We start from the raw sequence: 255 nt of genomic DNA, 5'->3' as shown, positions 1-255 counted from the left end.
GGGCGAACAGCCCAACCCTTGGGACCGACTACAGCCCCAGGATGCGACGAGCCGACATCGAGGTGCCAAACCTCCCCGTCGATGTGAACTCTTGGGGGAGATAAGCCTGTTATCCCCAGGGTAGCTTTTATCCGTTGAGCGATGGCCCTTCCATGCGGAACCACCGGATCACTAAGCCCGACTTTCGTCCCTGCTCGAGTTGTAGCTCTCGCAGTCAAGCTCCCTTATACCTTTACACTCTGCGAATGATTTCCA

Annotated in this window: 1 rRNA gene; it reads right to left on the bottom strand. The window is 56.5% G+C overall.

The window, feature by feature from the left end:
• Positions 1-255 (bottom strand): 23S ribosomal RNA (locus HMPREF2867_RS04225); the annotation flags it as partial.

This window comes from Streptococcus sp. HMSC064H09 (assembly GCF_001812625.1).
Lineage (GTDB): Bacteria > Bacillota > Bacilli > Lactobacillales > Streptococcaceae > Streptococcus.
Note: the sequence above shows the minus strand (reverse complement) of the source record. Positions and strands in the feature narration are given on the sequence as shown.